This window comes from Micromonospora sp. WMMD714 (assembly GCF_029581315.1).
GTDB classification, from domain to species: domain Bacteria; phylum Actinomycetota; class Actinomycetes; order Mycobacteriales; family Micromonosporaceae; genus Micromonospora; species Micromonospora rifamycinica.
The window spans coordinates 3,930,930-3,956,423 of sequence record NZ_CP120744.1 but is presented as its reverse complement, the minus strand read 5'-3'; the positions used below and the strand labels follow the sequence as shown (position 1 = coordinate 3,956,423).

Genomic DNA, 25,494 nt, shown 5'->3' with positions numbered 1-25,494 from the left:
TGAGACGTGACAGTTCCTCCCTTTACCGGAAAGCGCGCCCGGTCTCGTTACGGCAACAGTATGGTCACCTTTGACGAGATCGCTATTCCCGAGGATGGTCCACCGGGAAACAGGCAGGGGGCGACATGAATTCCTCGCTTTCGGACAGGCGTTTCCTGATCACCGGAGGCACCGGGTCTTTCGGCCAGACGATGGTCGCCCGGCTGCTCGCCGCCGGGGCCGCCGAGGTGCGGGTCCTCAGCCGGGACGAGTCGAAGCAGGACGCGATGCGGCACCGCCTCGGCAACGACCGGGTCCGCTACTACGTCGGTGACGTGCGCGACTACGACAGCGTGCTCAAGGCCGCCCGGGGAATGGAGTTCGTCTTCCACGCGGCGGCCCTGAAGCAGGTGCCCTCCTGTGAGTTCTTCCCACTCGAAGCCGTCCGCACCAACGTGCTCGGCAGCGCGAACGTGGTGGACGCCTGCGAACGGGTGGGTGTGGAGACGCTGGTCCTGCTGAGCACCGACAAGGCCGTCTATCCGGTCAACGCCATGGGCATGACCAAGGCGTTGATGGAAAAGGTGGCCCAGGCGCACTGCCGTAACAACGCGGCGGCCCGGACCCGGGTCTGCTGCGTGCGTTACGGCAATGTCATGTACTCGCGCGGATCGGTGATTCCGTTGTTCATCGACCAGATCCTGCGGGGCGGGCTGCCGACGGTCACCGATCCGTCGATGACGCGTTTCCTGATGTCGCTGCCCGAATCGGTCGAGCTGGTGGAGCACGCCTTCGCCCACGGCCAGCCGGGGGACGTCTTCATCCGCAAGGCCGACGCCTGCACCATCGGCGACCTGGCCACCGCGCTGTGCAACCTGTTCGGGGTGCCGGCGAAGTTCAACGTGCTCGGCATCCGGCACGGGGAGAAGCTCTACGAGACCCTGGCCAGCCGGGAGGAGCTGGCGTTCGCGGAGGATCTCGGGGAGTTCCTCCGGGTGCCGGTGGACAGCCGTGACCTCAACTACTCCCTCTACTTCGAGGAGGGGGACGTCGAGCACGGCGGCCTCGCCGACTTCCACTCGCACAACGCGCGCCGGCTGTCCGTACCCGAGATCGAGGCGCTGCTGTTGACGCTGCCCGAGGTACGCGCGCAGGTCCAGGCCGCCGCGGCGGCCGTGGTGACGAGTTGAGCCCGGCCACCGACGCCGTCCGCCCCGACCGGGTTCCCCGTCGGCGCAGCGACCACCCGGCGGATCCATCCGGTGGCCGCCGGTCCCCGACCCGGCGGGTCCTTGTCGTCGGCGTCACCGGCATGCTCGGCCACGCCGTCCTGCGGGAGCTGAGCGACGACCCGGATCTCGACGTCCACGGTCTGGCCCGCAGCATCGCCGACCGGGCCGACCGGTTTCCACCGCACCTGCTCACCCGGATCGTGCCGGCCGTCGACGTGACCCGGTTCGGTCAGGTCCGGCACCTCGTCGACGAGCTGCGACCGGACGTCGTGGTCAACTGCGTCGGCGTCATCAAGCAGCGGCCGGACGTGCAGGACGCGGTGCACACGGTCACCCTCAACGCCCTCCTCCCCCATCAGCTGGCCGACGCCTGCGCGCAGGTCGGCAGCCGGCTCGTGCACGTCAGCACCGACTGCGTGTTCTCCGGCCGGCGGGGCGGCTACCACGAGGACGACCTGCCCGATCCGCCCGACCTCTACGGCCGGTCCAAACTCCTGGGCGAGGCGACCGGGGCGTCGGCGCTCACCCTGCGCACGTCGATCGTCGGCCACGAGCTGACCACGCACCGTTCCCTGGTGGACTGGTTCCTCGCCCAACGGGGTCAGGTCCGTGGCTTCACCAGGGCCGTCTACAGCGGGGTGACGACCGTGGAGTTCGCCCGGCTGCTGCGCACGGTGGTCCTGCCCCGCCCGGAGCTGACCGGGCTGTACCACGTCGCCGCGGAGCCGATCGCGAAGTACGACCTGCTGCGGCTGGTCGCCGAGGTGTACGGGTGGCGCGGCGAACTGGTGCCGGACGACGGGTTCGTCTGCGACCGCTCGATGCGCGCGGACGCCCTCGCCCGGGCCACCGGCTACCGTCCGCCGAGCTGGCCGGACATGATCGCGGCGATGCACGCCGCCCGGGACCGCTGGGCGGGCGACCCGGCCCGGCCGGGCCTGGCCGGCGTGCCGCTCTGACCGAACACACGACCACGCCGGCACCGCCGGCCTGCCGGAGTCAAAGGACGTCACGTGGGGAACCGAGTGGGTCAACTGTGCCTGGTCATCGGGGCGGTCGTCGGCGTGGTGGCCATCACCGTCGCCAGCGTCAACGACCCCCTGGTCGCGGTCGGCGCGGTGGCGCTGCTGCTGCTCGCGCTGTTCGCGGTCGCCCAGCAGATGGACGGCTGGCGGTGGCTGCTGGGCCTGACCATGGTGCTGCTGGTCTGCGCCTCGTCCCGGCTGCCGGCCCTGGTGGAGGCGAGCTTCTATCCCCGGTACGCGGCGGTCGCCGGCCTGGTCGTCTGGGCGTTGCGCATGCCACGTCGGGCGGCGGACCGGACGGACCCGTGGACCCGGATCCTCGTCGCCGCGCTCTGGGCGATGGCGGGTCTGGCCACGGTGAGCTTCACCTGGTCGGTGGTGCCGATGGAGACCCTGCAACGGGGGGTGGCGCTGCTCCTGCTGGCCGCGCTGGTGCACGTGCTGGTCCGACACCGCTGGCCGGACCGGGCGGTCATGCTGGCCGACCTGCGGATGGTCTACCTGGTCCTCAGTGGTTCCGCCCTGATCAGCCTCGGTTTCGGGTTCGCCGACGGCACGCTCTTCGCCGCGCTGTCGCAGACCGACCGGTTCGAGGGCCTCTACAACAACCCCAACATGCTCAGCATCGTCTGCGCCCTGGCCACCCCGTTGGGCTGGGCGGTCTACCGGGATTCCCGGCGGTGGTGGGAGCTGCTCGGCGTGGTGCCGACCGTCGCCTGCCTGCTGCTCTCCCAGTCCCGCACCGGGCTGATCGCCGTGCTCGTCGGCGCCCTCTGGGTCGTGCTGCGGCACGGGCTGGGCCGGGTGGTCCGGCTGGGCGCGGGGCTGGCGGTGGGGCTCCTGGTGGCGTACCTGTTCAACCTGCTGCCGGTCATCTTCGCGGGCACCTGGATGCGGCGGTTCGTGCTGCGCTTCACCGATCCCACCGGCGGCGACCTGTCCAACGGCCGCACGGAGATGTGGCAGGCCACCGTCGACCTGTGGTGGCAGAACCGCCCCACCCTGGGCTTCGGGTACGCCTCCCGGAACCACCTGTTCGCGCTCGCCAGCCTCGACGAGTCCTTGGGGACGGGGGTGAGCGTGGTGCACAACAGCTACCTGCAGCTGCTGCTGGAACTAGGGCTCGCCGCCGTGGCGCCGCTGGCGTTGCTGCTGCTGGCCGTCGGTCGGGTGGCCCTGCGGGCGCCGGTGCGCCAGGCCGACTCGGGTCTGGTCTGGCTCGTCGTCACCGGCCTGCTGATCCAGGTCACCGAGTCGGCCATCTTCGGCACCGGGCAGACCTACCCGTACGTGTTCTGGTTCGTGGTCGCCGGGGTGCTGCTGCACATGCCGGCCGGTCGGGCGGGCACGGACGACGCCGAGGCGTCCGGGTCGGTGACTCCGCCGCCACGGATTCTCCACCCGGTGGACGGCTCCCCCCGCCTGCCGGTCCCCGCGCTGCGCTGAGGCCCCCGGGCGACAGGCCCGCCGGGTGGTACGAGCCGGCCGGCTCAGCGCCGGGAGCCGGCCGCCACGAAGGCGCTCACCCGGTCCCGCCAGGCCCGGTGGTCGAACGACTCGCGGGCCCGCGACCGGGCGGCCCGGCTCATCGCCGTCCACTCCTCGTCCCGCAGCCGCAGCGCGCGGACGACCGCCTGCCGCACGTCCTCCGGCGTGTTGCCGGCGAGCACCAGCCCCTCCACGCCGTCGTGCACGTAACTGGCCAGGTCGCTGGTGTGGTTGAGCAGCACCGGGCAGCCGGCGGCCAGGCTCTCCGGCACCTTGGACGGGAAGCCGTTGGCCGCGTATCCGCCGGTGGGGCGGACCAGCATCGAGAAGTGCGACTGGCCGAGCAGGGTCAGCACGGTGTCGCGGGGAACCCGGCCGAGGAACCGCACCTCGGCCGCCACCCCGTCGAGCAGGGCGACGTCCAGGTCGGAGCGGGCGGCGGCGTCCGCCCGGGTGACGCCGGCGATGGTCAGGCTGACCCGGCGCTGCTGCTCCGGCGTGAGCAGGCTGATCCCCCGCACGATCACGTCCAGCATGTCCTTGCGGCCGGGGGTGCCGGCGTACAGCAGGCGCAGCCCGGTGGAGAGCGCGGGCGGGCGGCCGACCGGGAAGTCGTCGCAGTCCACCTGCGGCGGCACCACCAGCACCTCCAGCCCGTGCCCGGTGAGGTACCCGGCCAGCGTGGTGGAGACCGCGGTGGCCCGGGGCACGAGCCGGGTGGCCAGGAACGTCGACCAGCGGTGCCGGACGTAGTACGGGGTGAGCCACCCGCGCCGGAACTGCCGCCGGTCGTGGCGTTCGCTGGCGTCCACCACCACCGGGCAGCGCAGCACGAGCCGCAGCACCGCCCAGTTGCCGAGGGTCATCAACGCCATCGGCAGGAGCACCACGCTCACGTCGCCACGGCGTACCCCACGGGCCCGGACGGCCCGCAGCACCCGCACCGGGCGGGCCAGCCGGGCCGACATCCGGGTGAGCCGATGCAGGCCACGAATCCGCAGGGTGACCAGGTCGACGCCGGTCGCGTCGGGCGGCCGGGCCGGGAAGGCGACCTCGCAGGGCCAGTCGTTGACGACCAGCGTGCGGGTGCCCTCGGGCGCGGCGGACCGGGCGAGTTGCAGCAGCCGGTTGGAGGTGGCGTCGCCGTGCGGGAAGGCGTAGGCGCCGACGAGCAGAGGACGGGGCCGCACGGCCCGCCCGGTCGACGCGTCGTCCGGCTGCGGATGCCGGTCGACGGCCACTGTCTGATCGGTCATCTCGCTCACCGTCCCGAGCCGACCGGTGGCCGGCTGCTCGTTTCCGAATCCCGGTCCCGCCCCGGGCGGGTCGCCGCCCACCGCCGGTAGATCTCCAGGTGGACGGCGGCGGCCGTGTCGATGGCGAAGGCGCTGTCGGCGAACCGCCGGGCGGCCACGGCGGCGGCGGTCGCCGTGGTGTACGCCGTCGCCTCCTCCACCGCCCGCGCCCACCGCTGCGGTGGGGCGTCGACGTCCACGATGGTCACCCCGGGTAGTCGTTCCCTGATGAAGCGCACCCCCGGCAGGTCGGCGGCGACCGTGCCGACGCCCAACGCGACGGGCTCCAGCACTCCCCCGGGCAGCCCCTCCAGGCAGGAGGGATGGACGACGACGTCGGCCTGGCGCAGCAGCCCGCCCACGTCCGCCCGCGCACCCAGCAGGTGCACCCGGTCGGCGACCCCGGCGGTGGCCGCCGCGGCCAGGACGCGGGCGTCGTCCGCCCGGTCGCCCGGCCCGACGAGCACGGCGTGCGCCGGCACGCCCCGGTCCCGCAGCGCGGCCAGGATCGGCGGCAGCAGCCAGCGGCGTTTCTCCGGCGAGGCCCGGCCGACCGTGACGCAGACCAGCTCCCCCGGTGCCGCGCCGATCAGCGCCCGCAGGTCGTCGTGGCTGGGTCGGCGGAGCCGGTCGAGGTCGAGCCCGTTGAGCACCACCCGGCAGCGGGGGTCGTCGCGCCAGCCCGGGTGGTAGCCGAACGTCAGCGAGCTGGGCGAGACGCCGAGGATGTCGGTGGCGACGCGCCGCAGCAGCCGCCCCGCGATCCACCGGTAGGCCCGTCGCCGGAGGTTGCGGGGCCGGTTGTCGTCGCCGCGGAAGTGCGCGACCCGGCCGGGCACCCCGCGCAGCGCGCCCAGGGCGAGCAGCACACCGGAGAAGTTGGCGCAGTCGACGTGCAGCACGTCCGGGCGGAGCTGCCCGAGCAGGCGCAGGAACCGGGCGGGGAAGCGCACGTCCAGGGGCAGCGCGGTGACCGTGCCGCCGTGGCGGGTGACCACCTCGGCCAGCGGTCCCGGCCCGATCACGTCGCTGAGGGTCACCAGGTGCAGCTCGGTACCGGCGGCGGCGAGCCGGGGCAGCAGCTCGGCCGTACGCATCTCGGTGCCGCCGAAGTTCAGCGCGCCGACCACCCGCAGCACCCGGTGCCGGCCGGTCACGACGGCCCGCACCGGGCGAGCGCGCCGCGGTATCCCACCAGCGCCGCCGGCACCATGGTGAGCAGGTACGCCAGGCAGGCCGCCGCGGGCAGCCCGGCCAGGCCGAACTGGCGCAGACCCCAGATCTTGAGCGCGGTCGCCAGCACCAGGAACGACGCCCAGCCGACGAACTGCGGCCGGAGCAGGCCGATGCTGTTCTGCACCATGATCAGCGGGGAGGTGACGGCGACCAGCAGGGACCAGCCGGCCAGCCCGACGAGGACGGGGAGCCGGATGGTCGACCGGTCGACGGTGCCGATCCAGAGTTCGATCAGCCGGTGCCCGTAGCCGACCAGCACCAGCGCGGCCGTGCCCACGATCAGCCCGTAGAGCGCGACCATCCGGCGGGTGTTGCGGCGGACCCAGGCCGTCTCGCCCCGGGCGAGGGCCGCCCCGTTGACCGGCCAGATCGTCATGCCGACCAGCCCCACGAAGATCCACAGGACGCCGAACAGCTTCCCCACCACCGCGTAGTGCGCCGCCACCGCCAGCCCCAGGACGTTCGCGACCAGGGGGTTGTCCACGTTCAACGCGACCGACGACATCGTGGTGAGCGCGAAGAACCGCAGACCCAGCCGGAGCAGACCGGTGACGGTGCCCCGGTGTACCAGGCCCGGTGCCGGCCGGTGGCCGGGGGCGCAGGACCAGAAGTAGGTCACCGTGTTGAGCAGGTTGGTCACCGGCACGGCCAGCACCGCCGCGGCGATGACGGTCAGCGGTCCCCGGCCGGTGGCGATGGCGACCAGCACCAGCGCCATGGCGGCCAGCGCACCGGCCGACTGCCAGACGTTGCTCTGCACCGTCTGGCCCCGGGCGTACTGGACGCGCTGGATCAGCGACAGGGGGATGTTGACCGCGAACGCGCCGAAGCAGATCAGGACCACGGCGGGGGTCTGCGCGGCGACGGTCGGGTCGCGTACGTCGAACAGCTCCACCCAGGGCACCACGGGGGTGACCACCGCGAGCGCGGCCAGCAGCAGCACGGCGACCACACCGAGGGTGGCGAAGGCGCTGGATATCTCGCGGGCCTGCTGGCGGGGGTCGTCGGTCAGGTGGCCGAGCCGGGTCAGCAGCCCGTTGCCCAGCCCCAGGTCGGCGAACCAGGCCATCCCGGTGAGCGCGGTGACCGCCATCCACAGGCCGTACCGCTGGTCGCCCAGGTAGCGGAAGCAGGCGGGGGTGACGGCCAGCGGCGCGGCCAGCCCGATCCCCTTCGCCACCAGGGCGGTGGCCACCCCCACGGTGACCGCCCGGTCCCGGTCCCGCCCGGACGGCGGGGCCGGCGCCGGGGCGACCGCGACCGTCACGCCGGTCGGCGACCCGGTGGCGACGGCGGCCGGCTCCGGTGCCGCCCGACTGGCGGCCCGGGTCACCGCGGTGCGGCGGGTGCGGTGCCCAGCCGCCCGGCCATCCACTCGCTCGTCGCTCTCAGGCCCTGTTCCCGGGCGACCGGCGTGACGTCCGGGAAGAGGTGCCGCAGGGTGGTGTCGTCCGCCAGCGAGTGCGGCACGTCGCCGGTCCGTGGTGCCACGTGCTCCCGGGCGATCGGCCGGCCGAGCAGGCCCTCCAGCTCGTCGAGGACCTGGAGCAGGCTGGCCCGCGCGCCGAAGGCGAGGTTGACCGGATGCGGGTGGCGCACCCGGCGGCGCAGCGCGTCGAGGATGACCTCGCAGACCGTGCCGACGTAGGTGAAGTCGCGGGACTGGGTGCCGTCGCCGTGCACCACGACCGGTTCGCCGCGCAGGGCGGCGTGGGTGAAGCGGGGGATGACGGCCGCGTACGCGTGGTCGTGCCGCTGCCCGGGGCCGAAGACGTTGAAGAACCGCAGGGCCAGCGTCGGCAGCCCGAACGACGCCTGGTGGGCCAGCGCGTACGCCTCGGTGGCGAGCTTGCTGGCCGCGTAGGGGCTCATCGGGCGGGTCCAGGTCAGCTCCACCTTGGGCAGCGCCGGGTTCATCCCGTACACCGACGAGGAGGAGGCGACCAGCACGTGCGCGACGTCGTGGCGGCGGGCCGCCTCCAGCACCATCAGGGTGCCGGTGGCGTTGGCGTGGTGGGAGGCGAGCGGGTCGCGCAACGACCGGGGGACGCTGGGCAGCGCGGCCAGGTGGACGACCGCCTCCCGACCGGCCATCGCGGCGTCCAGCGCGGCCGGGTCCAGGATCGACCCCTCGACGAGGTCGACGTCCAGGCCGTCGAGGTTGCCGCGTAGCCCCACCGAGAAGTCGTCGAGGACGCTGACCTCCTTGACGGCCGGCTCGGCCAGGGCGGCGCGGGCCAGGTTGGCGCCGATGAAGCCCGCCCCACCCGTGATCAGAATCCGCATGAACTACCCCCCGACGACGCACCTCGCCTGTTCATCGAGCCGACCTGCGGCACGTTACGGCAGTAACCGGAAATTCATCCCATTCAGGACGCCGGGTGGTACTTCCCGGCCGGACCGGTCCCACGGTGGTCCACCGAACGGCCGGTGCTGCTGTCCGGGAGTTGACCGACGACCGCCACGAGCTGGGCAGACGCGCAGAGTGACAGGGCCGTCGCGGTTCTCGGTGGAGGTGTGCAGGATGGCGGAGCTGATCGTCTACCGGTCCAACGCCCTGATGTCCGTCAGGTCGCGGATCGACGCCACCCGGGACGTGGTCATGCCCGTCAACCTGGCGTACGCGGAGAGCATGGTCGGCCTGTGGCACTCCGGCCTGCCCCAGGTGAGCCTGGTGCCCTCCACCGCGACCGACGCCCAGGTGTGGCCGGTCCTGTCCGCCGTCGGCACCCGGATCCACGACACCTCGGACGACAACTGCCCGATCAACACCGGCTGGTCGTACGTCGGTGGCAACCACGGCTACAACGTCGGCAACCAGATCGCCGTCACCAACCACGGCAAGACCACCGCCGACGTGGGTTCGCAGTGGAGCGACGGGACACGCGTCTTCACCCTGCTCGCCGTCACCAGCCCCAGCAGCCTGCTCTTCGGCAACCCGTACACGATCGTGGACGGCATCGCCCAGGGTGCCCGGGTCAAGCCGGCCGCGCCGCTCACCCACGTCTCGGGGGCGACCAACCGGACCACCGTGCCGATCACCGGCCTCACCCCGGACGTGCAGATCCGCCCGGTCACCCACTCCCACACGGTCGCCGTCGAGCTCGACGGCCGACCGGTGCCCGACGGCCGGTCGACGGGCCTGGAACTGGTGATCCGGGAGTCCTACGTGATCCCCTCCTACCAGGGGATGATCGACACGGCCCGGGCGAACATCGGCACCCCGATCGCCACCATCATGCCGAGGATCCCGTCGCTGTGCCGGATCTCGAACGTCTACCGCTGGTCGCCCGGTGGTGGGCTGCTCGTCACGCAGCAGGTGACCGCCCTGACGCGGTTCACCCTGAACGCGGGGGTGACCCAGTGCGCCCCGTTGACCCCGGTGCCGGGCGGCACCCGCCGGCAGTTCATGCCGAACGTCGGCGCGGCCGGCGGCCTGAACTGGTCCGCCTGGGCGAACATCGACACCCTCGCCGCCCTCACCGACTTCACCCCGGCGACCCTCACCAACCGGCTGATGCCCGCCAGCAGCATGACCCAGTGGGTGGTCGCCGGCGGGGGCGCCCAGCAGTGGGGTATCGCCGTCGGGCTGCTGCCGGTCGCGGACGGCGCACCCGAGATCCGGGTCCGCAACACCACCGCCAAGGGCTGGTTCATCAGTGCCAGCCTCAAGAAGAACTACCCGCAACTGGTCTGGGGGCGCACCCTGGCCGCCGGGGAGTCGGTGACCGGCACCGCCTACCGCCGCTACCTGACACCCCCCTCGACCGCCACCGAGATCGTGGTCTCCGACGGCGGCCGGGACTTCGTGCTGATCGAACGGGTCGGCACCGTCGCCCAGGCCCAGATGGCCGCCCCGCAGCTGTACCAGCGGCTGCTGGTGCCGGTGGGTCCGACCAACCTCACCGTGCCCGACCGGGTCACCGTCGCCGGGGTGCCGTACACCGTGCCGGTCTCCCCCGGGTACGGGATGTGGCGCGCGGACCCCGACGCCGCCCCGCCGCAACCGCTGCCCGGGGTGACCCGGACCCGGGGAGGCTACTTCCTCGCCCGGTGCGGCCCGACGGCGGAGAGCAGCTGCGCCGGCACCTACCAGCGGCTCCTGCTGCACCCGTTCTTCCTGGCCGAGCCGACCCCGGTCGACCGGGCCTGTGTGGAGGTCACCCGGGCGGGCACCGGCGTGCTGCGACACGGCGTGTACGCCCACGACCCGGCCACCGGCCGCCCCGCCGTCCTCGGCCCGGTCGCCGACTTCGGCAGCGTCGCCGTCACCTCCGTCGGGGTGCGGGAGTCCGTGCTGGACACGGCCGTGACGCTGCCCGCCGGCTGGCACTGGTACGGGCACGTGTGGCAGGTCAGCGGGGTCACCCCGCCCTCGGTCCGCACCGGTGGCGTCGACGTCGGCACCGTACTGAGCCTGGGTGCCACGGCGGCGGCGATGACCGGGGACCGGTTCGGCTACGAGGTGACCGGCACGACCGGTGCCCTGGGCGCGATCACGGTCACCGGGGTCCACCAGTTCCCGCCGCCGCAGGTGGCGTACCGGCGGGCCTGACCCGGGGGCGGTGCCGTCGCGGGACCTCGGCCTGCCCGGGGGCGGTACCGTCGTGGGCCTCAGCCGGTGGGCACGCCGTAGATCCGCTTGATCGCCTCGTGCTTGGCCGGGACGGGCAGGTGCCCGATGCCCAGCGACTTGGCCTGGAGGCGTTCGAGGTACTCGTCGGTGCTGCGCAACGGTCGCGCCGGGACACCGGCCGCCACGGTGTTGTCCGGGATGTCCCGGGTGACGATCGAGCCCGCCCCGATGACGCAGCGGTTGCCGATGGTGACGCCCGCCAGGATCATCGCGCGCATGCCGATGTAGACGTCGTCGCCGATCGTGATCGGCGCGGTCCAGTCGAGGTCGGGATGGTCCTTGCGCAGGATCAACGTGCCACCGTCGTGGGTGACGAACTGCACCTCGGAGGTGATGTAGACGTTGTCGCCGATGGTGATCAGCCACGGTTCCGAGCCGAACATCGCCCGGTTGACCCCGTAGAACCTGACCCGGCCGGTCAGGTTGACCCCCAGGGACCGGACGAACGCCGCCGGGTCACGCGACGCGGCGAGATGGTCCCGCACACGCCGGGTGATCGTACGAAGACGACTGGGCACGGACTGTCCTCGATCGCAGATGCGGCTACTGGCGGACCGGGGCAGGACCGGTCACGTGGGGAGAACGACTCGGGTCCGGCCCCGGTGACGGGCTGTGCCCGACAGGAGGTTCAGCGGCAGAACTCGCGGGCGTGCGCCAGCACGTGGGGCTCCCGACGACCCTGCCGCCAACGCCGGTACCGCTCCCCGGCGGTCACCTTCGCCGCGGCCCGCTCCCCGGGCGTCCGGTCGGCCAGCAGGTCGAGCACCCGGCTGAGGCCGGCGGCGGTCGTCGGCCGGACCACCGCCCCACCGGTGTCGCGGATCAGCTCGCTGAACGGCGTGTCGTCCGAGCAGACCACCGGGCAGCCGGCCGCCAGGCTCTCCAGGATCACGTGACCGAAGTTCTCGCCGAGGGTGGGGAAGAGGAAGGCGTCGTACCGGCCGAACGTCGGCACGACGTCCGCCGCCGCGAGTTCACCGAGGTAGCGGACCCGGACGTGCTCCGGCATCGCCGCGACGAGCCGCTGGCAACGCGACCAGTACCGCGCGTCCTCCGCCGGCCCGAAGATGTCGAACTCCACCGGCCGGGTGGTGCCGGCCACCGCCTCCAGGGCCGTGGACAGGTTCTTCATCGGCGAGATCCGGCCGACGAAGACCAACCGCAACGGCCCGTCGTGCGGCACCACCGGTGGGACGGGGTGCGCCGGGATGGGGCTCTCGTTGCCGTTCACCATCACCTGCGCCCACGGCACGTTGGCCCGGATCTGCCGCTCCTCCAACCGGCTGCAGGCCTGCCAGCGCACCCGGAGCCGGCGCAGCACCGGCGCCCACAACGCGAGGAAGAGCCGCTTCTTGGCCGTCCTGATGGCGAGCGCTCCGGGTGACAGCTCACCGCGCGGGGCGACCAGGACGGCCCCGACGCGCACCAGGCGCAGCGCCACCGCCAGGATCGACAGCACCGAGAACAGCGACCAGATGCTGTTGACGTAGAGCAGGTCGACCGGCCGGGCGCGGACGTGCCGCGCCATCCGCACCCAGTGCCGCGGCGACCACGGATTCAGGTAGAAGACGGCGGACCGGCCGTCGCGTCGCAGCAGTCGTCCGGACAGGCCGGGGTACGGTGCAGGCGAGCCGAGATCCCGGTCCCGGGTGACCAGGGTGACGTCCAGGTCCCCCGGAAGGGTGTCCAGGATGTACCGCAGGGAACGGATCGGGCCGCCCCCGCGGAAGCCCGGCTCGAACACCCCCGCGGTCGCGATCACCCGGTAGGTGCACACGGCACCGGCGGACCGTCGCGAGGTCGCGGCGTCGTCCAGGGAGGGTGTCCTTGTCAGCTTGTGCACTACCGGCCCACCTTCACCGTGCCGGCCAGAGACCGGCACCCCGCAGGAACGTCTGGAACGCATGGACAGCGAGGAGCGCATCCGCCGGGCGTGGCCCCTACCGGATGCCGGAGCCGGCGGGACGGGCGCGTTCACGGGCCGTGGCCTCGACCCCCGGCGGCACCCGCAGCGGGCCGGCGGCACGGGCACCGGGCGGGGGCGGATGGCGGAACGCGACCGGCGTTCTCCGTGGCCGAGGGGGCGACGGGTGACCACCGACGTAGTGATCGTAGGTGCGGGCGGGATGGGCCGGGAGATTTTCGGGGTAATTCGGTTGTTGAACGCCCATTCCACCGACGGCCCCCGGTGGCGCGTCCTCGGCTTCGTCGACGACTACCCCACCGAGGCGCACGTGGCGCAGGTGCGCCGGCTCGGCGTGCCCTTCCTCGGCACGACCCGCTGGCTCGCCGGCCGGCCGGCGACCACCCGGGTGGCGCTGGGCGTCGGGCATCCCCGGCTGCGCCGCGAGACCGACCAGGTCCTCGCCCGGTACGGCCTGCCCGCCGCCACGGTGGTGCATCCGGCGGCGGAGATCGGGCCGGACTGCGTCTTCCAGGAGGGCCTGTTCGCGGCCGGTGGTGCCCGGGTGACGACGAACGTGGTGCTGGGCCGTCAGGTGCACCTCAACCAGAACTGCACCGTCGGGCACGACACCGTCCTCGGTGACCACGTCTCGGTCAACCCGCTCGCCGCGGTCTCCGGCTACTGCCGGCTGGACGACGGCGTGCTGGTCGGCACCACCGCCGCCGTCCTGCCGGGGCTGCGGGTCGGCCGGGACGCCGTGGTGGGCGCGGGCGCGTGCGTGACCCGGGACGTGCCGGCGGGCACGGTGGTCACCGGCGTGCCCGCCCGGCCGGTGGACCGGTCAGCGGCGGATGCCGGCCCAGTCGTGGTGCCGCCGCACGGTCGAGAGGATGAAGTCGACCACCCGGCGTGAGGTGTCCGGCACCTGGTAGTCGGCCGGGCAGCCGACCGGTCCGGCCGCGACCTGGGCCACCACCACCCGGACGCCCTCCACCACCCCGGTCGGGTCCAGGCCGGTCATCACGATCGCGCCGGAGTCCAACGCCTCGGGGCGCTCGATGGACTCCCGCAGGGTCACCGCCGGGAAGCCGAGGATCGCCGCCTCCTCGCTGACGGTGCCGCTGTCGGACAGCGTGCACCGGGCATGCCGTTGCAGGGTCACGTAGTCGAAGAACCCGAACGGCTCGTGGAAGGTGATCCCGTCCAGCAGTGTGCCGTCGACGGCGAGCGACTCCAGCCGCTTGCGGGTACGCGGGTGGGTGGAGACCAGCAGCGGCAGCCGCCACTCGTCGCGTATGGCGCAGAGACAGTCCAGCAGCCGGCGGAGCCGCTCCGGGTGGTCGACGTTCTCCTCCCGGTGGGCGCTGACCACGAAGTAGCCGCCCGGTTCGAGGTCGAGCTGTGTCAGGACGCTGGACCGGGCGATCTGCGGCCGGTAGTGGTCGAGCACCTCCCGCATGGGTGAGCCGGTGTGCAGGATCCGGCGGGGGTGCAGCCCCTCGGCGAGCAGGTTGCGCCGGGCGTGCTCGGAGTAGACCAGGTTGAAGTCGGCGACGTGGTCGACCAGCCGGCGGTTGGTCTCCTCCGGGACGTTCAGGTCGAAGCAGCGGTTGCCCGCCTCCATGTGGTAGACGGGCACCTTCATCCGTCGGGCCATCAGCGCCGCGATGGCGCTGTTGGTGTCGCCGAGCACCAGCAGCGCGTCCGGCCGCAGTTCACCGATGATCTTCTCGGTGCCGACCAGGACCGCGCCGAGCAGGCTGCCGAGCGACCGGGTGTCGGCCCGCAGGAAACGGTCCGGGGGGCGTACGCCCAGCTCGCTGAAGAAGATGTCGGACAGCGCGGGATCCCAGTTCTGCCCCGTGTGCACCAGCGTGTGCTCCACGGTCCGGTCCAGCGTGTCGATCACCCGGGCCAGCCGGATGATCTCCGGCCTGGTCCCGACGACGGTCATCACCCGGGTCACGGATGCCTCCTCATGGTTGCTCGGGGTCCTGCGGGCACCGCCGGACGGGCGGCTCGGTCGGTGTCCCTGGCGGTCGGCCCTGTGGCGGCACCCGGCGCGCCGGAACGCCGATCGCCTGCCGGGCCTGGTCGAGGACGCTGACCCGGCGCCGGCCGAGCCGCCACCGGCGGTACGCCTCCCCGGCCGCCCGCCGGGCCGCCTGCCGCTGCTCGGGTGTGGCGGCGGCGATCCGGGAGAGCAACGCGCCCAACGCCACCGGGGTCAGCTCGGTGAGCACCTGCCCGCCACCGTCGCGCAGCACCGTCGTCCAGGGGGTCCGGTCCGAACAGACCACCGGGCAGTACGCCGCCATGCTCTCCGCGATGGCGTTGCCGAAGTTCTCCCCCCGCGTCGGCAGGACCGACGCGTCGTACCGGGCGAAGGTGTCGCCGACCTGCTCGGGGCGGAGTTCGCCGCGGTAACGAACGACGGAGGGGTCCGGCAGGGCCGACCACAGTTCCTCACACCGTTGCCAGTACCGCGCGTCCTCCACCGGGCCGTAGACGTCCAACCGCACCGGGGGCCGGACGTGGGCCAGCGCGGCGAGCACCAGGTCCAGGTTCTTCATCGGTGAGATCCGGCTGAGGAAGACCAGGCGTACCTCGTCGGTGGCCGGCAGCGCGGCCGGGGCCGGGCGGGGCTCGGGGCCGGCGGCGGGCGCCACGACGGCCATCCGCGCCCGGGGCAGGATCCGCCGGATGTCGGCGGCCTCGTGCGGGCCGGTGGCGTGCCACAGCACCCGCGGCCCCCGCAGCATCCACCGCCAGCCGGCCAGGAACACCCGCTTACGGAACCGGTGCAGGTCGAGGGCGGCGGCGCCGAACTCCCCCCGGGGGGCCACCAGGATGCGGTCCGCCCGCAGCAGGCCGAGCCGGGCGGCGGCGATGGGCAGGATCGAGAAGACCGACCAGACGCTGTTCACGTAGAGCAGGTCGTACCGCGCCGAGCGCAGCGCCCGCCAGAGTGTCCACCAGTGCGCCGGCCGCCGTACCCCGAGATAGAAGACGTCCGTCCGGCCGTGTCGCGCCCAGGTGCCGGACAACCCGGGATAGGCCGTCCGGGTACCGAGGTCCCGGTCGCGGGTCAGCAGAGTGGTGGAGACCTCGCCGCTGGCCGTGTCGAGGGTGTCGGCGATGGACCGGACGGGACCGCCGGCACGCCAGCCGGGGCTGAAGTAGCCGGCCGTGACGAGTACCCGGAAGCTCTTCTTCCCGGCACCGGCCGCCCGTTCGTCGACGTCCGTCGCGGAGCTGGTGTCGCCGGCCATCCTCGCTCCTCGCTGAAGACACGGAACTGGGTGGCCCAACGAGCGAGAACCATTCCGGTAACTGTGCCCGGCAATTTACGTGAACGTGCCGGACATTACCGCAACACTCGTGGTGAGCAGCCCGTTAGCCGGTATAAGGAAGTCCCGCGAACAATCCGATCCGGCACGAGAGGAACCCCATGTCGCGAGTGGCACTCATTTCCGGCACCACCGGTCAGGACGGTAGCTATCTGTCCGAGTTCCTGCTCGACAAGGGATACACGGTGCACGGGATAAAGCGAAGGTCCTCCTCGTTCAACACCGAACGCATCGACCGGGTCGACGTCCACCCCCGGCACGGGGAAGCGCGGCTTTTCCTGCACTACAGCGACCTGTCCGACCCGGCCTCGCTGACCTCGCTGATCCGCGACATCCGGCCGGACGAGATCTACAACCTCGGCGCGCAGAGCCACGTACGCGTCTCCTTCGACGTCCCGGGCTACACCGCGGACGTCACCGGGCTGGGTGCCCTGCGGATGCTGGAGGCGGCCCGGGCGGCCGACGTCGACTGCCGCTTCTACCAGGCGTCCTCCTCGGAGATGTTCGGCTCCACCCCGCCCCCGCAGCGCGAGGAGACGCCGTTCCACCCGCGCAGCCCGTACGCGTGCGCCAAGGTCTACGCCTTCTGGACGGCGGTCAACTACCGCGAGTCGTGGGACATGTTCTGCGTCAACGGCATCCTGTTCAACCACGAGAGCCCACGGCGGGGCGAGAACTTCGTGACCCGCAAGATCACCCGCGCGGTGGCCCGGATCGAGGCCGGCATCCAGGACAAGCTGTACCTGGGCAACCTCGACGCGGTGCGGGACTGGGGCTACGCCCCGGAGTACGTCGAGGCGATGTGGCTGGCGCTCCAGCAGGACACCCCGGACGACTACGTGGTGGCCACCGGCGAGGGGCACTCGGTCCGCGAGTTCGTCGAGGCCGCCTTCGACCGGGTCGGCCTCGACTGGCAACGGTACGTGGAGGTCGATCCGGTCTACTTCCGGCCGGCCGAGGTCGACGCGCTGATCGGCGACTACACGAAGGCCCGGCGGCGGCTGGGGTGGGCGCCGAAGACCCTCTTCGGCGACCTGGTGCGGGTGATGGTGGACGCCGACCGGCAGCTCCTCGAGGACGAGCGGATGGGACGCCTGGTGCGGGTGGACCGGTGAGGGTCACCGTCGACGCCACCGCGATCCGTCCCGGGCACGCCGCCGGGGTCGAGGCGTTCACCTACGGCCTGCTCTCCGGGATGACCGCCGACACCTCCTGCGAGCTGCGGGTGAACGTCCTCCGTGGCACCCTGCCCCGGTGGCGCGACCACGTGCCCGCCACCGGGCTGGACTGGACCGAGGTCGCCCAGCCGCTCCGCTCGGACACCCCGTCGGGGCGGGTGCTGCGCCGCTGGACACCGGACCGGGTCCGCGACTCCCTCGCCGTCCGCCGGGCGGTCAACGCGGTCCGGCAGCGCGCGGTCCCCCGCCAGCAGGGGGCGGACGTCACGCTCCACCCGTTCCACGGTGCCCCGATCGGTCCCGGACCCTCCGTCGTCGTCCTGCACGACCTGCGGCATCTACGGGCCGCCTTCCACTCCCCCGGCTTCGCCGCCGTGGTCCGGGAGAACGTGGCCCGCGCGTCCGCCCTCGTGGTCACCTGGCCGCACCCGTACCGGGAGACCCTGCGGCTGTTTCCCGAGGCGGCGCAGCGGACCGCGCTCATCCCGACCCCGACCTTCCAGCCCGCACCCGACCGCGCCGCCGCCCGACCCGAACCGGGCCTGCTGGTCTACCCGTCCTCCACCGCGTCCCACAAGAACCACGCGACCCTGCTGGAGGCGATGGCGCTGCTCCCGCAGTGCCGCCTGGTCTGCCCCGGGCCGCTGGTCGAGCCGGACGCCAGCCGGCTGCTCGCCCGCGCCGCGCGGCCCGACCTGCGGGGCCGGGTGTCCTTTCCCGGCTTCGTCACCCTCGACGAGCTGAACGCCCTCTACGCCCGCGCCGACGCGGTGGTGATCCCGTCGCTGTGGGAGGCGGCGAGCGGGGCGATGCTGGAGGCGTTCAGCTGGGGGCTGCCCGTCGCCTGCGCGGACGCCGAGCCGCTGCTGGCCCAGCTGGAGTTCACCGGAGCCGAGGCGACCGTCTTCCGGGCCACCGAGCCGGCGTCGCTGGCCGAGGCGGTCGGGCGGCTGCTGGCCGACCGGCCGCGCTACGCCGCCGCCGCCCGGCACGCCGACAACCGGTTGGCCGCCCGCACCTGGACGGCGACCGGCGGCGACTACCTCGACGTGCTGCGCTGGGTGGCGCAGGGAAGGCCGGGACCGATGCCGAGATCCGCGTTCGCCGCCGAACTCGCCGGGGAGGGAACGGCATGAGCACCGTCGACGACCGGTATCCGGTGGCCCGGCCGAGCCTGTCCGACCTGGAGGAGCGGTACCTGGTGGACGCCCTGCGCAGCGGCTGGGTCTCCTCCCAGGGCCGCTACCTGACCGACTTCGAGGACCGGTTCGCCCGCCGCTGCGGCGCCGGCACCACGGTGGCGACCGCCAACGGCACCGTCGCCCTGCACCTGGTCCTCGCCGCCGCCGGGATCGGTCCGGGCGACGAGGTCATCGTGCCCGCGCTGACCTACGTGGCGACCGCGAACGCCGTCGCGTACTGCGGGGCGCGGGCCGTCTGCGTGGACGTGCTGCCGCAGAGCTGGTGCGTCGACCCCGCCGCGGTCCGGGCCGCGATCGGCCCACGGACCCGGGCGGTCGTCGCCGTCGACCTGTACGGCCACCCCGCCGACTATCCCGCCCTGGGTGAGCTGTGCCGCCGGCACGGCCTGCTCCTGGTGGCCGATGCGGCGGAGTCCTTCGGCGCCACCGTCGACGGGCGCCCGACCGGTGCCCTGGCCGACGCCACCACCTTCTCGTTCTTCGGCAACAAGGTGATCACCTCGGGCGAGGGCGGCTGTGTCACCACCTCGGACGCGACCCTGGCCGAGCGGATGCGGCTGCTGCGCAACCAGGGCATGGACCCGCACCGGCGGTACTACTTCCCGGTGCTGGGCTTCAACTACCGGATGACCAACCTGGCCGCCGCGCTGCTCTGCGCCCAACTCGACCGGGCCGACGAGATCATCGCCCGGCGGGACGCGGTGGTCGCCGGCTACGAGGCGCAGCTGGCCGACGAGCCGGCGCTGTCGGCGCAGCCGGTGGTCCCCGGAGTCCGCCGCGCGCCGTGGATGGCCGCCTTCCTGGTCGGGCCGGAGGGGGACACCACCTCCCGGGACGCGGTGGCCCGCACGCTCGACCGGCTCGGGGTGGAGACCCGGCCCTTCTTCGTGCCGATCCCCGAGCTGCCCGCGCACCGCGACCCGACCGCGCACTGCCCGGTGACCGTCGACCTGAGCAGGCGCGGCATCAACCTGCCCACCTACCCCGACCTGACCGGCCCGGGGCTCAAGACGGTGGTGGAGCGGGTCCGTGCCGCCCTGGCGACCCTCGCCTGACCCCCCGCCCCTGCGCCGCGACCCGCCGCCCGGGCCCACACCGGTCGGCTGACGTCCCTCCCGCCCCGGTCGGCCTGACGCCTGGCCCCGCCCGGTTCAGCCGCCGGGTGGGACCGGGGCGGGCCGGTGCTGGGCCGACGCGCGGTGCGCCCCCCGGTGCCGCAGCAGCGACAGGTAGCTGCCGGCCCAGGCGACCGCGCTGACCAGCGCGAGCGCCGCGAGCGCGCCCGCCGCGCCGCGGGCACCGCCCAGCACCGCCGCGACGACGACCACCGGCACCCGCAGTCCGCCGAGCAGGACGCCGAGCAGGATCGCCCGCCGGCTCGCCCGCTCCACCCGCAACCCGGCGAAGCCGACGGCGGCCGGCACCGCGAACAGGCTCTCCAGGGCCAGCAGCACCAGCAGGCCGCGGGCCAGGTCCCAGTTGCCGCCGAGCAGCGTCCGGCCGGCCGCGTCGGGCAACAGGGCGATCGCGGCCGTCAGCGGCAGGATGCCGGCGGCCACGAGCAGGGTGACCCGGACGGCTGCCCTGGACCGCGCCGCCCGGGTTCCGGTACGGCTCCGGGCCAGGTAGGGCAGGGTCAGCGTGGCGGCGGTGGACAGGACCAGGTTCACCGGCCCCAGCAGGGTCCTGCCGGCGCTCAACGCGCCGACCACCGAGGTGCCCGCGACGGCGGCCACCGCGCTCAACGACAACTGAGCCGACCCGGTGGTCAGCAGGAACTGGGTGCCGAACCCCACCGCGACCCGGCTCTCCGCCCGGCCGGCACCCCAACCGGGTCGTCGGGCGTACCCCCGGCGCAGTCCGACGAGCACGCCGATCAGGCCCCCGGTGAGCGCCCAGACGCCGACCACGAAGGGGGCGTCGACCAGCCGGAACAGCGCGCCCAGCGCGGCGGCGCCGGTGACCGCCGCCCAGGTGGCCTCCTGGAGCAGTGCGCCCGCCGGGGTGCCCAGGCCCAGGGCGGTCGCCTTGGCGTAGTCGTAGAGCACCAGGCCCGGCAGGGCCAGGCCCACCAGCAGCAGATAGGCCGAGCCGTACGCCGCACCCGCGACGGCGAGCGGCGCACCGCAGAGCGTGCCGAGCAGCAGCACCCGGGAGGCGGCGGCACGCACCCCCGTCCCCGCCGCCAGCACGGCCTCGGTCACCATGCTCCGGACCAGCCCGGAGACGAGGACGTAGCACGAGAAGGCGAGGGCGAACCGGCCCACCCCGCCGATCGACTCCAGCCGGGTCACGGTGACCGCCACCAGCAGGTTCCCGCCGCTGGACAACCCGCCGACCAGCAGGGCTGACACGGCCCGACGACCAGCGCGGGGCACACCCGGGGGACCTTGGCGGCCGACCCGGGAGCGGACCGGAGCGGTCACCGGACGGCACCCACCAGCGGCGTGTCCCGGGGGGCGGAGGCGACGCGGGTCAGCCCCAGCAGCAGAAAGACCGGCACGGCCGACACCACGTGTTGCAGGAACCCGATGGTGGAGTCGGGATAGGTCCCGGACCAGAGCAGCACGTCGGAGAAGACCAGGCAGAACACCGTCAACCGGGCCGGACCAGGTCGGCCCCGCCAGCGCAGCAGCAACGCCACGAAGCCCGCCCAGAAGGCGTGCACGACCACCACACCGACCGGCCCCTCGAAGAACCAGACGTTGCCCAGCAGCAGGAAGGTGTACGACGACGTCGGCCCACCACCGAGGAACTGGTTGATCTGCTGCCCGGTGGACAACGCCGGCCGGTCCGGGTCGAGCACCCGGGGCACCAGCCCGTACCTGAAGTAGTCGGTGACACCGGGCTGGCCGATCTCGACCGGCACCGCGAAGGGCGCCACGGCGGTGAGCTGACTGTCCAGGCGGAGCCGGTCGGCGGCGGTGACCCGGCTGTCCACCGTCACCCCCCGTTCCTCCCGGATCGAGTTGCGCTGGGCGAACATGGCGGGCCAGGCGAGCAGCAGCACCACCGTCCAGAGCAGGAGGTGACGCAACCGGAAGACCCCGCAGACCGCCCCGGCGGCCGCCACGAAGAACACCAGGGCCACCAGGGGCGCGGACCGGGCCGTCAGCACCGCGACGTACGCCTCCACGCCGACGAGCGCGGCCACCCAGCAGTACAACCCTCGCGGCGAGAGCGCACCGCTGAGTCGGCTGCCGACCAGCAGGGCGAAGCCCAGGGTGCCCCAGCCCGAGAAGAGGGCGCACACCATCGCGAGGGGGGTGTCGGACAGTTCGCCGGACACCTGGGTGACGATGGTCCCCCGACCGACGTGGGTTCCGACGACGTTGGCGACCATGCCGGTCAGGGTCACCAGCCGGGCCAGCGGATAGATGCGGCGGTAGCGCCGGGTCGCCTGTTGCATGCCCTGCCGCCACTGCGGATCGGGACGCCCGAAGAGCAGACCGACCGATTCCACCGAGACGCTGCCCAGCAACGCCAGACCCACCAGGAACACGATGAAACCGGTCTGCGGGTTGTCGTTGATCACCGCCATCGGCAGGATCAGCAGCACGTACGGGGCGAGCACCAGGAAGCTGACCGGGTAGCACCGCAACAACCCGCCGACCAACTCCCGCTGCCGTCGGGACCATGCGCCGGGTCCTTGTCGGGCCGTCCCGGTACCGCCCCTCTCCCTCCCGGCTCCGGGAGGGAGAGGGGCGGCCACCAGGGCGGCGGCCTCGCTCTTCCCGATCATCAGGCACCCCGCTGACGGTGCGCGACGAGCCGGCCGCCGACCCGGGGAGCGGCAGGGCGACCGTCGGCCCGGTGCACCCCCGGGGGAAGGCGTCCACCGACAGGCAGCACGACGCGCCCCGGCCGGCGCGGCGACCGCAGGCGGACGGTGCGGGTCAGCCACAGCAGGAAGAAGACCGTCATGGCCGACACCACGTGTTGTAGGAAGGCGATCGTCGACTCGGGGTAGGTGCCGGACCACAGCAGCACGTCGGAGAAGACCAGGCAGAACAGGCTCAACCGGGCCGGCCCGGGCCGGGCCCGCCACCGCAGCAGCAACGCCACGAAGCCCGCCCAGAAGGCGTGCACGACCACCACACCGACCGGCCCCTCGAAGAACCAGATGTTGCCCAGCAACAGGAAGTTGGACGCGGACGTCGGGCCGCCGCCGAGGAACTGGTTGATCTGCTGCCCGGTGGACAGGGCCGGTCGGTCGGGATCGACGATCCGGGGCACCAGCCCGTACCGGAGGTGGTCGACGAAGCCGGGTTGACCGAGGTCGACAGGGACCTCGATGCCCGCGACGAGGGTCAACTGCCGGTCCAGACGGATCCGGTCCGCTGCCGTCACGGCGTCGCTCACCGCGATGCCCTGGTCCTGTCGGATCTCGTTGCGGAATTCGAAGATGGCCGGCCAGAGCAGGACCATCACCACCGTGCCGACCAGCAGGTACCGCAGCCGGAACACGCCACAGACCACCCCGGCGGCGGCCACGAAGAAGAGGAAGGCGATCAGGGGGGCGGTGAGGGCGGTCAGCATGGTGACGACCGCCTGGGTGGTGACGAGCGATCCGAGCCAGCCGTACAGCTTGGCCCGGGACAGCCGGCCGCCCAGGTGGCTGGCGACCAGCAGCGCGAAGCCGAGTGCGCCCCACCCGGAGAAGAGCTTGGTCAGCGCCACCATCGGCGCGTCGGACAACTCCCCGGAGATCTGCGCGACGATGCTCCCCCGCCCGAGGTAGGCACCCAGCAGGTCGGCCGCGATGCTGCTCAGCGTCACCAGCCGGGCCACCGGATAGATCCGGGGATAGCGGGCCGTCGCCTGTCGCATCCCCTGCCGCCACTGCGGATCGGGACGCCCGAAGAACAGACCCACCGTCTCCACCGAGACGCTACCCAGCAGGGCCAGCCCTACCAGGAACACGATGAAACCGGTCTGCGGGTTGTCGTTGACCACCGCCATCGGAAGGATCAGCAACGCGTACGGGGCGAGCACCAGGAAGCTGACCGGATAGCACCGCAACAGCCCACCGACCAGCTCCCGCTGTCGTCTCGACCGGGCTCCCCCGGACGGGCGGGCCGCCCGGATGTCGATGACGTCGATCTGCGGTCCAGGGTCGGTGACCACCCTGGACCAGACCATCAGATGTTCCCCTCACTGTTTCGGGTCGCCTCATGCGCAACGAGCCAGCCGATGCCGCGACACGCTCCCGAGGGGAAACGCCGGAAAACGCGGCACGCCCCGCCCGGCCGCTCCGGGCGGCGGGCGGGGCGCGACGGCTCCGGCGAGGGCTACCCCAGAACCCCGTCGACCAGGGACTTCGCCTCCTCCTGGATGCGGGCCAGGTGCTCCGGACCCTGGAACGACTCGGCGTAGATCTTGTAGACGTCCTCGGTGCCCGACGGCCGGGCCGCGAACCACCCGGACTCGGTGGTCACCTTCAGCCCGCCGATCGAGGCGCCGTTGCCCGGCGCGCTGGTCAGCGTCGCGGTGATCGGCTCACCGGCCAGCTCGGTCGCGGTGACCTGCTCCGGGGAGAGCCGGCCCAGCACCGCCTTCTGCTCCCGGCTGGCCGGGGCGTCGATCCGGGCGTACGCGGGGGCGCCGAAGCGTTCGGTCAGCGCGGCGTAGTGCTCGCTCGGTGTCCGGCCGGTGCTGGCGATGATCTCGGCGGCGAGCAGGCAGAGCAGGATGCCGTCCTTGTCGGTGGTCCAGGTGCTGCCGTCGCGGCGCAGGAAGGACGCCCCGGCGCTCTCCTCGCCGCCGAAGCCGACCGAGCCGTCCAGCAGACCGGGGACGAACCACTTGAAGCCGACCGGCACCTCCAGCAGCGGCCGGCCCAGGTCGGCGGCGATCCGGTCGATCATCGAGGAGGAGACCAGGGTCTTGCCGACGGCCGCCGAGGGGCTCCACCGCGACCGGGTGCGGAACAGGTGGCCGATCGCCACCGCCAGGTAGTGGTTGGGGTTCATCAGGCCCCCGTCGGGGGTGACGATGCCGTGCCGGTCGGCGTCGGCGTCGTTGCCGGTGGAGACCTGGAACCGGTCCCGGGCGGCGATCAGCGAGGCCATCGCGTTCGGCGACGAGCAGTCCATCCGGATCTTGCCGTCGCCGTCCAGGGTCATGAACCGCCAGGTCGGGTCGACCAGCGGGTTGATCACGGTGAGGTCGAGCCGGTGCCGCTCGGCGATCTCACCCCAGTAGGCGACGCTGGCCCCGCCGAGCGGGTCGGCCCCGATCCGCACCCCGGCGTCGCGGATCGCGTCGATGTCGAGCACCGAGGGCAGGTCGTCGACGTACCCGGCGAGGAAGTCGTACGTGCCGGTGGTGTCGGCGGCCCGTGCCCGCGCGTACGGGATGCGCCTGACCTCCTTGAGCCCGGCGGCCAGGATCGCGTTCGCCCGATCCTGGATCCACCTCGTGACGTCGGTGTCGGCGGGCCCGCCGTTGGTCGGGTTGTACTTGAAGCCGCCGTCGTCGGGCGGGTTGTGCGACGGGGTGATCACGATGCCGTCGGCGAGCCCGTCGGTGCGCCCCCGGTTGTGGGTGAGCACGGCGTGCGACAGCGCCGGGGTGGGGGTGTAGCCGTCGCGGCTGTCCCGCAGCACGGTCACCCCGTTGCCGGCGAGCACCTCCAGCGCGTCGGCCTCGGCGGGGGCGGAGAGCGCGTGGGTGTCCCGGGCCAGGAAGAGCGGCCCGGTCAGGCCCTGCTCGCGACGGTAGTCGCAGAGCGCCTGGGTGACCGCGAGGATGTGGTCGGAGTTGAAGGCGTTGCGCAGGCTGGACCCCCGGTGACCGGAGGTGCCGAAGGAGACCTGCTGCGCCGGGTCGTCCGGGTCCGGGTGCTCGGCGTAGTAGGCGGTCACCAGCCGGGGCACGTCGACCAGGTCGGCGGGCTCGGCGGGCTGTCCGGCACGGGGGTGGGCCACTGCGGAAACCTCCTCGGTGGTACGGGACGGGAGCGCTG

At 73.1% G+C, this 25,494-nt stretch carries 20 protein-coding genes; 8 read left to right on the top strand and 12 right to left on the bottom strand.

The window, feature by feature from the left end; all coding sequences use genetic code 11:
* Positions 1–125: 125 nt before the first annotated feature.
* Genes O7625_RS17370 through O7625_RS17360 form a run of 3 tightly spaced genes read left to right on the top strand, consistent with a single transcriptional unit; the run spans position 126 to position 3,682 of the window.
* Positions 126–1,169 carry a polysaccharide biosynthesis protein gene (locus tag O7625_RS17370; protein ID WP_067303529.1) on the top strand — a complete coding sequence of 348 codons (1,044 nt, stop codon included), beginning with the start codon at positions 126–128 and terminating at the stop codon, positions 1,167–1,169.
* Positions 1,166–2,170 carry an SDR family oxidoreductase gene (locus tag O7625_RS17365; protein WP_282339933.1) on the top strand — a complete coding sequence of 335 codons (1,005 nt, stop codon included), beginning with the start codon at positions 1,166–1,168 and terminating at the stop codon, positions 2,168–2,170. Before O7625_RS17370 ends, O7625_RS17365 begins: the two co-directional genes overlap by 4 nt.
* Positions 2,171–2,224: 54 nt before the next feature.
* On the top strand, positions 2,225–3,682 hold the full coding sequence (locus tag O7625_RS17360) for an O-antigen ligase family protein (protein ID WP_282339932.1): 1,458 nt from the start codon (positions 2,225–2,227) through the stop codon (positions 3,680–3,682).
* A gap of 44 nt (positions 3,683–3,726) precedes the next feature.
* Here the strand turns inward: O7625_RS17360 and O7625_RS17355 are convergent, their stop codons facing one another.
* The 4 genes from O7625_RS17355 to O7625_RS17340 are packed head-to-tail and all read right to left on the bottom strand — an operon-like array spanning position 3,727 to position 8,541.
* A complete protein-coding gene (locus O7625_RS17355) occupies positions 3,727–4,980 on the bottom strand; it encodes a glycosyltransferase (RefSeq protein WP_282339931.1) in 1,254 nt (417 codons plus the stop codon).
* Positions 4,981–4,985: 5 nt separating this feature from the next.
* On the bottom strand, positions 4,986–6,188 hold the full coding sequence (locus O7625_RS17350; RefSeq protein ID WP_282339930.1) for a glycosyltransferase: 1,203 nt from the start codon (positions 6,186–6,188) through the stop codon (positions 4,986–4,988).
* Positions 6,173–7,588 carry a lipopolysaccharide biosynthesis protein gene (locus O7625_RS17345; protein WP_282339929.1) on the bottom strand — a complete coding sequence of 472 codons (1,416 nt, stop codon included), beginning with the start codon at positions 7,586–7,588 and terminating at the stop codon, positions 6,173–6,175. Before O7625_RS17345 ends, O7625_RS17350 begins: the two co-directional genes overlap by 16 nt.
* Positions 7,585–8,541 carry an NAD-dependent epimerase/dehydratase family protein gene (locus tag O7625_RS17340; RefSeq protein ID WP_282339927.1) on the bottom strand — a complete coding sequence of 319 codons (957 nt, stop codon included), beginning with the start codon at positions 8,539–8,541 and terminating at the stop codon, positions 7,585–7,587. Before O7625_RS17340 ends, O7625_RS17345 begins: the two co-directional genes overlap by 4 nt.
* Before the next feature lie 238 nt (positions 8,542–8,779).
* Between O7625_RS17340 and O7625_RS17335 the strand changes: the two genes are divergently transcribed.
* Complete coding sequence (locus O7625_RS17335; protein ID WP_282339925.1) at positions 8,780–10,810, top strand: hypothetical protein; 2,031 nt, start codon at positions 8,780–8,782, stop codon at positions 10,808–10,810.
* 59 nt (positions 10,811–10,869) lie between these two features.
* Here O7625_RS17335 and O7625_RS17330 read toward each other — a convergent pair whose 3' ends face one another.
* Together O7625_RS17330 and O7625_RS17325 are read right to left on the bottom strand one after the other, a co-directional pair.
* Positions 10,870–11,376 (bottom strand): acyltransferase, encoded by a 507-nt coding sequence (locus O7625_RS17330; RefSeq protein ID WP_269458977.1) that lies wholly within the window; start codon positions 11,374–11,376, stop codon positions 10,870–10,872.
* Positions 11,377–11,519: 143 nt separating this feature from the next.
* Positions 11,520–12,734 carry a glycosyltransferase family 4 protein gene (locus tag O7625_RS17325; protein ID WP_282339924.1) on the bottom strand — a complete coding sequence of 405 codons (1,215 nt, stop codon included), beginning with the start codon at positions 12,732–12,734 and terminating at the stop codon, positions 11,520–11,522.
* A gap of 202 nt (positions 12,735–12,936) precedes the next feature.
* On the opposite strand from O7625_RS17325, the gene O7625_RS17320 reads away from it, so the two are divergent.
* Positions 12,937–13,710 carry an acetyltransferase gene (locus O7625_RS17320; protein ID WP_282346990.1) on the top strand — a complete coding sequence of 258 codons (774 nt, stop codon included), beginning with the start codon at positions 12,937–12,939 and terminating at the stop codon, positions 13,708–13,710.
* Here O7625_RS17320 and wecB read toward each other — a convergent pair.
* On the bottom strand, positions 13,639–14,763 hold the full coding sequence (wecB, locus tag O7625_RS17315) for a UDP-N-acetylglucosamine 2-epimerase (non-hydrolyzing) (protein ID WP_282339922.1): 1,125 nt from the start codon (positions 14,761–14,763) through the stop codon (positions 13,639–13,641). The two genes, O7625_RS17320 and wecB, sit on opposite strands and share 72 nt — an antisense overlap.
* 10 nt (positions 14,764–14,773) lie before the next feature.
* Positions 14,774–16,069, bottom strand: coding sequence for a glycosyltransferase family 4 protein (locus tag O7625_RS17310; RefSeq protein ID WP_282339919.1), 1,296 nt, complete (start codon positions 16,067–16,069; stop codon positions 14,774–14,776).
* A 179-nt stretch (positions 16,070–16,248) separates the two neighbouring features.
* On the opposite strand from O7625_RS17310, the gene gmd reads away from it, so the two are divergent.
* From gmd to O7625_RS17295, 3 genes are read left to right on the top strand one after another with little or no spacing between them, the layout of a single operon-like run.
* Positions 16,249–17,262 (top strand): GDP-mannose 4,6-dehydratase, encoded by a 1,014-nt coding sequence (gene gmd / locus O7625_RS17305; protein ID WP_282272715.1) that lies wholly within the window; start codon positions 16,249–16,251, stop codon positions 17,260–17,262.
* On the top strand, positions 17,259–18,461 hold the full coding sequence (locus O7625_RS17300; RefSeq protein ID WP_282339917.1) for a glycosyltransferase: 1,203 nt from the start codon (positions 17,259–17,261) through the stop codon (positions 18,459–18,461). Before gmd ends, O7625_RS17300 begins: the two co-directional genes overlap by 4 nt.
* A complete protein-coding gene (locus O7625_RS17295) occupies positions 18,458–19,582 on the top strand; it encodes a DegT/DnrJ/EryC1/StrS aminotransferase family protein (protein ID WP_282339914.1) in 1,125 nt (374 codons plus the stop codon). The genes O7625_RS17300 and O7625_RS17295 overlap by 4 nt, the downstream gene beginning before the upstream one ends.
* A gap of 96 nt (positions 19,583–19,678) precedes the next feature.
* Here the strand turns inward: O7625_RS17295 and O7625_RS17290 are convergent, their stop codons facing one another.
* From O7625_RS17290 to pgm, 4 genes are all read right to left on the bottom strand, one after another.
* Positions 19,679–20,881 (bottom strand): hypothetical protein, encoded by a 1,203-nt coding sequence (locus O7625_RS17290; protein WP_282339912.1) that lies wholly within the window; start codon positions 20,879–20,881, stop codon positions 19,679–19,681.
* A 68-nt stretch (positions 20,882–20,949) separates the two neighbouring features.
* Positions 20,950–22,143, bottom strand: coding sequence for a hypothetical protein (locus tag O7625_RS17285; protein ID WP_282339910.1), 1,194 nt, complete (start codon positions 22,141–22,143; stop codon positions 20,950–20,952).
* Positions 22,144–22,268: 125 nt separating this feature from the next.
* Entirely contained in the window at positions 22,269–23,669 is a 1,401-nt protein-coding gene (locus tag O7625_RS17280; protein ID WP_282339908.1) for a hypothetical protein, read from the bottom strand.
* A gap of 149 nt (positions 23,670–23,818) precedes the next feature.
* On the bottom strand, positions 23,819–25,456 hold the full coding sequence (pgm, locus tag O7625_RS17275; RefSeq protein WP_282339906.1) for a phosphoglucomutase (alpha-D-glucose-1,6-bisphosphate-dependent): 1,638 nt from the start codon (positions 25,454–25,456) through the stop codon (positions 23,819–23,821).
* Between the last annotated feature and the right edge of the window lie 38 nt (positions 25,457–25,494).